Consider the following 8,297-nt stretch of genomic DNA (forward strand, 5'->3'; position numbering starts at 1 on the left):
GGCCATATCGAAATCGCCGAATCCGGTGACGTTTTGAGTTCGCCTCGAGAAGTCAACCATGCCCTGGAGGTCCGTCAGGCGCTGATCGCACGCCTTGTACATGTGGTACGCGGCGGCTTCGTTGTTCAAGTAGACCTCCCCGCCGCGGGCCTGCGCGAGGAGTTGGCTGTAGGGCGTCGATTCCGCCATTGCCGCCTACTTCGGGAACGCCGGGACGAGCACGGCGCCCGCACGTTGGAGGTACGCGCACGGGTCGTCCAACGGTCCATCCGCGATGGCCGAGTTGTTGACCCCCAACTGGACTACACCCTGGCTTGCTGGGAACACCACGTCGCAGAATGCGTTGCGGGTATCGCCCTCGATGCGGAACTGGCGGCCCGCTCTGTTCGCGATCGTGACGTCGGAGAAGTTGATGTTCCCGGGTTTCTGCTCGAACTGCGCCACGGTTTTGTCGGTCGTGTAGACGGTCAGTGAGTATTCGGGGCCCCGCCAACCACAGATCTCCCAGCCGGACTGTGGAACACCGGCGAGTCCACTCTCCTCCGTACCCGGATCCACCCCCGCGGCCCGCAACGCATCGTCCGCAATCTCCGTACACGGATTCCACAACGTCGGCTTGGCCGCAGTGGTCGTCACCTTGGGCGACGTCTCCCCCGCCTCACACCCGGCCAGCCCGGCCACTGCCAACCCCGCCACCAGCACCGCTGTACCTGCGCGTTTCATCCCGCCCCTTCTCGCCGGACACTGCTCTGACCAGGGACATTAGCACGGGAAGGCAGCCGAGGACGGTGCCGCGTAGGTTGGTCGACCATGAGTGAACTTCGACTTTCGGCACCGTTCGACGGACGCGATCCCGAGGGCAAACCGGTGGTGAATCGTCCTGCGATCGACCCTCGGATCAGCGAGCGAGTGCTCGACTATCTCGCGCACGCGCCGGTGGTTTTGAGCGCACGCAGCTACGACACCGACGACTTCGACGCGCAGGTTCGGGATGTGCCGATGAACTTCCACACCGACGGGGTGTTCGTGTGGCCGGGCGCTGTCCCGCATTACCTGCGCAAGTACGGCGTGCCGCCGGAGCCGGCGCTGGTCCAGCACATCGTCGGCAAGAACTTCGAGATCGGGGAGGTCGGCGAGGAAGCGCGGCAGGCGGCAGTGCGGTTGGTTGTCGGCTGACCAGTGGTGATCGATGCCGTGACCGGTAAAGGCGAACGTCGCCGCGACCGAACGGGGGATTGGTCGACGTCGAGATCCCACGAACAATTCAGTGTTATTCAGACAGTCCCTCCGCTGTTACCTGAGTCACCTTAAGGAACCGGGCGCGGGCCCGGCCCGTCGAACTCCTTGGTAGGACAACGAGTTACGGCGGGGTGGATGAGCGAGCAACGACCACGAGACACATCGGAACTGACCAACGCGGCATTGGGCGATCTGGTCGAGTCGATGTCGGAGGAACTGCTCGCCCGGGTGGCTGAGCTGAACGAGGCGCGCTCCCGGCTGGCGGAATCGACCTCGGAGGGATGGTCGCCGGACAATCTGGTCCGAGTTGAATGCGGCCCCGCGGGTGTACCGCGACGAGTCGAGCTGGCACCAGAGGCGTTCCGCAGGTCGAGCAAAGAATCGCTGGAACGAGCCATCGTCGCGGCGGCGCAGGCCGCGGCGCGCGCGGCACAGGCCGAGCGGGAACGGCTGCTGGCGCCGTTGACCGAGGCCGTGGGCGGCATGGTGGATCTGCCGGATCTGGTCCCGGGCGCGCCCAGTTTGAAAGATATTGTCCAGCCACAACATTCGCCCCCCGCGGCCGCACCCGCTCCGATCAGCGACGAAGACGAAGACGACTACTTCCGTAACCAGCGGTACCTGAGGGGCAACTGATGGCCCTCGATGTAAATCCCGATGCGCTGAAGGCCACTCGCGCCGAGTTCAACACCGTATCCGCCGCCACGACAGCGGCGCTGAACGCCTTGAGCACCGTGATCGCGGCAGAAGGCGAATGCTGGGGCGCCGACGAAACAGGTAAGGCTTTCGCCGAGGGCTACACCGGTGACGTCGAGCCGGGCAAGCAGGCCATCGCGAAGTTGGCGACAGTGCTGTCCCAGTACGGCGAGCGGGTCGAGACGGCAGCGACGAAGTTCGCCGAAAAGGACACGGACTGGGCCGCTGGGCTCAACGGCACCGGTGCCTGATGGGCATCGAGATCCCCGGCTGGCTGCGGTGGACAGCGCAATGGGTTTGCGGAGTTGGTGATTGGCCCGACGGAGACGAGACGGCCATGCGGCGCCTCGCCGACGCGTGGAGCACCTGCGGCACCGCGTTGCAGACGGTCGACGCCGACACCGAGCAGGTGTTCAATCATGTGCTGGCCGCCATCACCGAAGGCCAGACGCACGACGCGATCAGCAGCTACCGCAACAAGCTGATCGGCGGCGAGCAGTCCGAGATCGAGCTGCTGGTCAAGTTCTGCGAGGAACAAGCCTCGACACTGCGCGATGGTGCCACAGATATCGAACACACCAAGTACGTGATCATCGGGACCCTCGTCGTCACGGCTGCCGAACTGACCGCTGCCGCCGTCACCTCGTGGACCGGTATCGGCGCCGTCGCGGGAGTCGCGGCCAGGGTCGCCGCCCAGGTCAGCGTGCGCCTGGCCATCCGGCAACTGATCGCGAAGCTGACCACCCGTGCTGTCGCGGCGGCGTTCAAGAAGGCGGCGCTACGGGGTGCGTTGTTCGGTGTGGCAACCAACGGCGGCGTCGATCTCGCCGCACGCGGGCTACAGGTCGCGGCAGGTGACCGCGGCGTCGGCGCCGACTTCGGCTGGGGCGACCTGGGATTGACCACACTCGGCGGCGCCGTCGGTGGCGCGGTCGGCGGCCAGCTCGGCAGCTCACTCGGCAACCTGGGCGAAGCGGGCACCAATGCACTGGCACGGGGACTCAGAAACGGAGCCACCGAGTTCACCTCCGAACTAGCCGGCGACGTGTCCGGGCAGACGGCCGCTGCGGCCGCGGCCGCGGCGCTGGGTGATCAACCGTTCCAGCTCGAACTCGGATTGGAGAACTTCACCTCCGCCGGCGCACACGGGATCGCCGCGGGTGGACCGAACGGGCACGGTGGCGATTCATCCGCACCGAGCGGCCCGTCGCTTCCCGGCGACAACTCCGCCTCGGGCAATCCGACCACTCCCGCTTCCGCTTCACCGGCCGGGACCAACCCGGCCTCGACGTCCCCGAGTGAGTCGGCACCAACGGCACCAGCCGCGACCTCGCCTGCCGAGTCGGCACCAACCGCACCAGCCGCGACCTCGCCCGCCGAGTCGGCACCAACCGCACCAGCGGCAACCTCACCTGCCGAGTCGGCACCAACCGCACCAGCGGCAACCTCACCCAGCGAGTCCGCTCCCTCGGCCCCAGCAGCAACCTCCCCCAGCGAGTCCGCTCCCTCGGCCCCAGCGGCAAATTCCCCTGGAGAGTCCGCAGCGCCAGGCGGATCCGCACCTGCTACCGCCTCACCGGACGACGGCAACGGTCCGGGAACAAACGAAGCATCGCCGGCGCCGCAAGCCAGCCCGCCGACCGGCGACACCGCGGTCGGCAACCCGAGCCCCGTCGATACGGCGAACACCGGTTCAGGGCCGAACACCTCATCGCCCGACGTACCGGCAGCCCCATCTACTCCAGCATCGGCACCGGTAACCGGCAACGAAGGCGCGCCCCCGAGCAGCCCGGCGCCTGCCGACACCGCTGCTCCCCAGACACCCGGCGATTCCAACGCTCCCGTCAGCACGTCCCCACCGACCAGCCCCACACCAGCAGACCCGCCACCCATCGCTGCACCGCAACCTTCACCAGCAGCGCCGACCACAGCCGAACCATCCACGAGCGGGCCACAATCCACTGCGCCGGCGACACCCTCGGCGCCACACGTTCCGACCACCGGCGAACCAGCCACTACCGGCGTGCAACCGTCGAGCCTTTCCGCTGTCACACCAGCGGCAGGCGGCGCAGTCACACCAACCTCCAGCCTCGCCGGGGTCGCGCCGACCACCGGTGACAGCGTGCCGGGCAACCGAACACCCGACGCCGGGACACCAGCCAACGCCGCACAGTCGAGCCCGACCCCATCCACGACCCCGACGACACCCAGCGTGGCGCCGGGAACACCACCTGCACCCGCCTCAGTCAATCCCGCAACACCAGCGACCACCCCAAACACCCCGGCCGCTGCGGGAGGAAGTCCCGCGACCACCGGAACACAGGCACCACCAGCCACGACGGCCACGCCAGCTCCGGCACCAGCCAACCCGGCAACATCGACTCCCGCACCGACCCCCACCGCCACGCCGTCAACACCGAGCGCGCAATCCCCTACGCCTGCGCCTTCCGCCGCTACGCCATCGCCCACATCGGCCAATCCGGGCCCTGCGGCGACCCCAACGACATCCACTCCGGCACCGACCGCCGCAGCAAATCCGTCTACGCCGAACGCGCCCTCACCCACACCGGCCAACCCCGGCCCCACGGCTACTCCGACAACATCGGCTCCGAGCCCGGCCCCCGGAGCCACGCCGACAACATCGATTGCGCCCTCCCCGACGCCGGCACCTCCCGCCGCTACGCCCTCCCCCACACTGGCCAACCCCAGCCCGACGGCTACCCCGACAACATCGGCTCCCCCAGCCCCAAGCGCATTCTCACCCACACCTGCCAACCCGATCCCCGCTGCCACCCCAACACCGTCAGCGCCAAGCGCACCCTCACCCACCCCAGCCTCGCCGGCCACTGCACCCACGCCCACACCTGCCAACCTGAGCCCCACGACAACCCCGCCGACAGCGAGCGGGCACCCAGGCCAGCCGACATCCCCAACTCCTGCCACCACGCCCCCGAACACCCCGGCACCCATCGGCCAAAGTCCCACGCCCACAACACCTGCACCGACACCCGCGTCATCGCCCACACAAGAATCGAACGCACCGACCAGCACCCTCGCGGAACCATCCGCAGCCGCGGTTGTCCTCACACCGTCGACACCGCAGACCGAGCCGAACAGCATCACCGGCCGCAATCCCGCAGACCCCACGACACCGGCAGCCGGGCCGACCCCGAGCGATCTCGCGGCCGCCGACAGCGGCGCGCACGGCCCAACACCTGGCCAAACTGCCCAGGCCAACCCGCCCGCCGCGAACTCGACACCGGATCAGACCTGCGACGGGCGCGACCCCGTCAACCTGGCCACCGGCGAATTCCTGCTCCCCGCAACGGATGTAGAACTGCCCGGAGTTCTTCCGCTACTACTGCGCCGCACCCACTACTCGAACTACCGGTTCGGGCGCTGGTTCGGGCCATCGTGGTCTTCCACGCTCGACATGCGCGTCGTCGTCGAGGCCGACTGTGTAACAGTCGTACTCGAAGACGGAATGCTGCTGCCCTACCCGCATGCCGAGGTAGGCGTCGAGGTAGAACCACTGACCGGCGGACAACAATGGACATTGACCCGCACCGAGTCCGGCGGCTATCGCCTGTTCGATCCCGCTCGCGAATTGGACTGGCACTTCGCCCCTGAACGCATCTTGGCCGGTGAGGATGTCCGCCTCGGAAACCTCGCCATTTCCGCGATCAGTGACCGCTTCCACAACCTGATCCGCTTCCACTACAACGAGTTCGGCGCGCCAATCGAGGTGACACACTCGGGTGGCTATCGAGTTCGGTTGGCCAGTGCAGGCGGCCGCGTCACCGCAATCTCCGTTCTGGGCGACGACGATGATGCGGGTACAACCACCCTTGCCGCGGCTTTCGGCTACACCGATGGCAACCTCACCGCGGTCACCAACGGCCATGGCGGCACAACCTCGTTCACCTACGACGACCAGCACCGCATGCTGTCGTGGCATGACTCCAACGGCAGCAGCCTCACCAACGTCTATGACACGGCGGGCCGCGTGGTCGTCCAGGAGGGCAGTAGCGGCATCTTCAACAGCGAGTTCGACTACCACGAGCTCGCCAACGGCCTCGGCTATCTCACAGATGTCACTGATTCCCAGGGCAATACGACCCGGCACGCCTTCGACACCGACCTCCGGCTACGCGATCTCATCGATCCCACGGGCGCCCGCACTCACTACGACTACAACATCGACCGCGACCCCGTCCGCGTCATCGCACCCGACGGGGCAACCACCCATTACGCCTACACCGACATCGGAGACCTGCGCGCGATCACCCGTCCTGACGGCGCCGAACTCCATGTCGAATACGCCTACCGCGGCCGCCCCGCCTCGATCACCGATGCCGACGGCAGCATTCGCAGCCAGGAATGGGACGAGTCGGGAAACCTCATCGCCGTCACCGATGCCGACGGCGTCCGCACCCGCTTTACCCACCACCGGTGCGGGGCTATCGCCTCGGTGACCGAGTCCACCGGCGCCGTCACCACCATCGCCGTCGATGACGCAGGACTCCCGATCCAGGTCACCGACCCCCACGGTGGCCTGACGCGGATCGTCCGTGACCACTTCGGCCGCCCCGCGACCGTTACCAACCCACTCGGCGAGACAACCGCATACACCTGGACTCCCACCGGCAAACCCGAAACCCGCACCGACCCCGATGGTCTCGGCGAATCCTGGACCTGGGACGGCGAAGGAAATCTCCTCACCCACACCGACCGCGCCGGGCACATCACGACCTTCAGCTACGGCCCGTTCGACCTGCCGGCAGCCCGCACCGATCCCGATCAGTCGGTGACCCGCTACGCCTGGGACACCGAGCAACGCCTGACCACAGTCACCAACCCACTCGGCGACAGCTGGACGTACAACTACAACTCACTCGGCCGAATATCCACCGAAACCGATTTCAACGGCTCCACCACCCGATACCACTACGACGAGGCCGGTCGGCTCGCCACCACCATCACCCCGACCGGAGTGAACCGGCACCACAGCTACGACATCCTCGGCCGACTCGCCCGGATCGACACCGACACCGGCGACTACCTCTCCTACACTCACGACCTCCTCGGCCGAGTCCGCACCGCGACCACCGGCCTGCGCACCCCCGAAGCCGACACGATCACCCACACAGTCGAGCTCACCCACTCACCCACCGGCCGCCTGCTCACCCAACGAGTAGACACCCAACAGCCCACCGAGTACGGCTACGACAGCCATGGCCGTCGCACCTCCCGAACCTCCCCCACCAACGCCGTCACCGCCTGGGAACACGACCACACCGACCGCGTCACGGCACTCGCGACAGCAGGCCACCGTTTCGATTTCACCCACGACGCGCTAGGCCGCCAAACAAGCTGGCGCACCGGAGCTCTCGGCCAACACCACACCTACGACGCCGCAGGCAACATCACCGACCGGGAACTCCTCCGTCTCGATCCCACCACCAGCACGCCACTCGCGCTGATCCATCGAGACGAATACACCTGGCGCCCAGACGGTTACATCACCAGCCACACAACCATCAGCCCGAACGCCACCAAGCGCCGCAGCTACACCCTCGACCCGATCGGCCGCATCGGCCGCGTGACCACCGGCAACCAAATCGCCGAGGAATACACCTACGACGCCCTCTCCAACATCACCACCGCCCAATTCCCGAGTAGCCCTGGCGTCGCCTCCACACCGAGCCCGGCCAGCGACCCGACCCGGGAATACCGCAACAACCTGCTGATCCGCAACGGCCGCACCCGCTACCACTACGACGCCGCAGGCCGCCTGATCCGCAAAGAGAAAACCCGCCTCTCCCGCAAACCCGACATCTGGCACTTCCGCTACAACGCCTTCGACCAACTCACCGACGTCGCAAACCCCGCCGGCCAACACTGGCACTACACCTACGATGCCGTCGGCCGCCGGTTGTCGAAGCAACATCGTGGACCTGACGGCACAACCCTTGAGCGAGTCGACTTCACCTGGGACGGCACCCATCTCACCGAGGAAACGGCAGTAGACCATTCGACCAGCAGGGAGGTGACGAAACGCTGGGGATACCAGCCTGACACATACGTCCCCCTCGCCCAATCCGCCGAACAGCGGAATGCCGATCACGAACTTCTCGTTTTGATCAGCGACCTTAACGGAGAATCCACTCACGTCGCCTATCACAATGCCTCCACTATCGGCAGTATCGGCGGCCGAACTCTGTGGGGAGAAGATAATTCAGATACTTCCGTCCCGCTTCGATTCCAAGGCCAGCAGTACGACGCTGAAACTGGACTAAACTACAACCTCAACAGATACTACGATCCAGATACGGGCCGATATACAACTACAGATCCACTTG

5 protein-coding genes and 1 pseudogene are annotated in these 8,297 nt (G+C 66.5%); 4 read left to right on the forward strand and 2 right to left on the reverse strand.

The genetic code is table 11. From position 1 onward, the window contains the following. Positions 1-189, reverse strand: a pseudogene (locus tag ACFWPJ_RS17845) (hypothetical protein); the annotation flags it as partial. A gap of 6 nt (positions 190-195) precedes the next feature. After that, positions 196-702 (reverse strand): DUF3558 domain-containing protein, encoded by a 507-nt coding sequence (locus tag ACFWPJ_RS17850; RefSeq protein ID WP_378852638.1) that lies wholly within the window; start codon positions 700-702, stop codon positions 196-198. A gap of 108 nt (positions 703-810) precedes the next feature. Between ACFWPJ_RS17850 and ACFWPJ_RS17855 the strand changes: the two genes are divergently transcribed. The 4 genes from ACFWPJ_RS17855 to ACFWPJ_RS17870 all read left to right on the forward strand — a co-directional run. Beyond that, positions 811-1,176 carry a hypothetical protein gene (locus tag ACFWPJ_RS17855; RefSeq protein WP_378852640.1) on the forward strand — a complete coding sequence of 122 codons (366 nt, stop codon included), beginning with the start codon at positions 811-813 and terminating at the stop codon, positions 1,174-1,176. Positions 1,177-1,374: 198 nt separating this feature from the next. Then, on the forward strand, positions 1,375-1,875 hold the full coding sequence (locus ACFWPJ_RS17860; protein ID WP_378852642.1) for a YbaB/EbfC family nucleoid-associated protein: 501 nt from the start codon (positions 1,375-1,377) through the stop codon (positions 1,873-1,875). Next, a complete protein-coding gene (locus ACFWPJ_RS17865) occupies positions 1,875-2,186 on the forward strand; it encodes a hypothetical protein (RefSeq protein ID WP_378852644.1) in 312 nt (103 codons plus the stop codon). Before ACFWPJ_RS17860 ends, ACFWPJ_RS17865 begins: the two co-directional genes overlap by 1 nt. Before the next feature lie 86 nt (positions 2,187-2,272). Next, the coding region (locus ACFWPJ_RS17870) for a DUF6531 domain-containing protein (RefSeq protein ID WP_378852646.1) at positions 2,273-8,297 on the forward strand (6,025 nt) is incomplete at its 3' end.

This window comes from Nocardia sp. NPDC058497, assembly GCF_042720195.1.
Taxonomy (GTDB): domain Bacteria; phylum Actinomycetota; class Actinomycetes; order Mycobacteriales; family Mycobacteriaceae; genus Nocardia.